This is a genomic window from Dellaglioa sp. CoH-57-MRSF-18 (assembly GCF_056781995.1).
On sequence record NZ_JBXAXX010000034.1, the window covers coordinates 1 to 690 of the forward strand.

Below are 690 nucleotides of genomic sequence, written 5' to 3' on the forward strand. Positions count from 1 at the left end.
GAAGTGCCTCTTCGATCGGCCGGCCTGTGCGCAACGTGAACCAGACACGATGGAGTGCGTGATTTCCGTCGATGACGAATATTCGTCCTTTCTTTTTCATTGCAGTTGGAACTTGTTATGTTTCGATGTGATGAGCATCAGAATGTCGTCTGTAAATTCGTCGGCTTCATTGTCCATGTCCTGAGCGTCCAGCAGCTCGATGGTCAGCCCCGGCCCGTACCGCTCGTCCAGTTCCTCAACCAAATCAGCCACGATCTTCCGAAATCCGTGGATGCAGATACTGTTGAAGACCTCGGGCCGCGCTTCCACTACGGAACGAACGAACAACGTGAGTTCGCGCGGGTCATCGATGTGGTGCAGCACACTTTGGTGGGACAAAACTCTTGCGCCTTCTATCATAAATCCTCCGCTGGTCATCCTATTTACTAGACCCAAATTTCATGAGTCGCCCCAATTTTATCATAGGTTTACTAGGAGTGCCAGACTACGGAGAGCCAATTATGTTTCAAGGCGACAAAGACCCTTTCGGGTACAGCATCAGCACCTATGCGTGGGTTTTCGGACTCGCGCTGTTCGGAGGTGCCGTTAAGTATCTCAACAACTCGCAGCAGTTCCGAGTCGCGACACTCGCACGTGATCTGATCACCGCAGGCTTCGCAGGACTCATGACTTTCTGGGCGTGTGAGTGGC

The 690-nt window shown here is 52.3% G+C and carries 2 protein-coding genes; one reads left to right on the plus strand and one right to left on the minus strand.

Annotation, left to right across the window (positions count from 1 at the left end; genetic code table 11):
* Nucleotides 1-96: 96 nt before the first annotated feature.
* Nucleotides 97-399 carry a hypothetical protein gene (locus AC1RPG_RS07895; RefSeq protein WP_289874084.1) on the minus strand — a complete coding sequence of 101 codons (303 nt, stop codon included), beginning with the start codon at nucleotides 397-399 and terminating at the stop codon, nucleotides 97-99.
* Nucleotides 400-500: 101 nt separating this feature from the next.
* Here AC1RPG_RS07895 and AC1RPG_RS07900 point away from each other — a divergent pair.
* Nucleotides 501-690: phage holin family protein (locus AC1RPG_RS07900; RefSeq protein ID WP_481762453.1), on the plus strand; the 190-nt coding region annotated here is incomplete at its 3' end.

Coding starts and splice junctions, on each gene's coding strand:
- AC1RPG_RS07895 (WP_289874084.1), bottom strand. CDS start 399: ATGATAGAAGGCGCAAGAGTTTTGTCCCACCAAAGTGTGCTGCACCAC.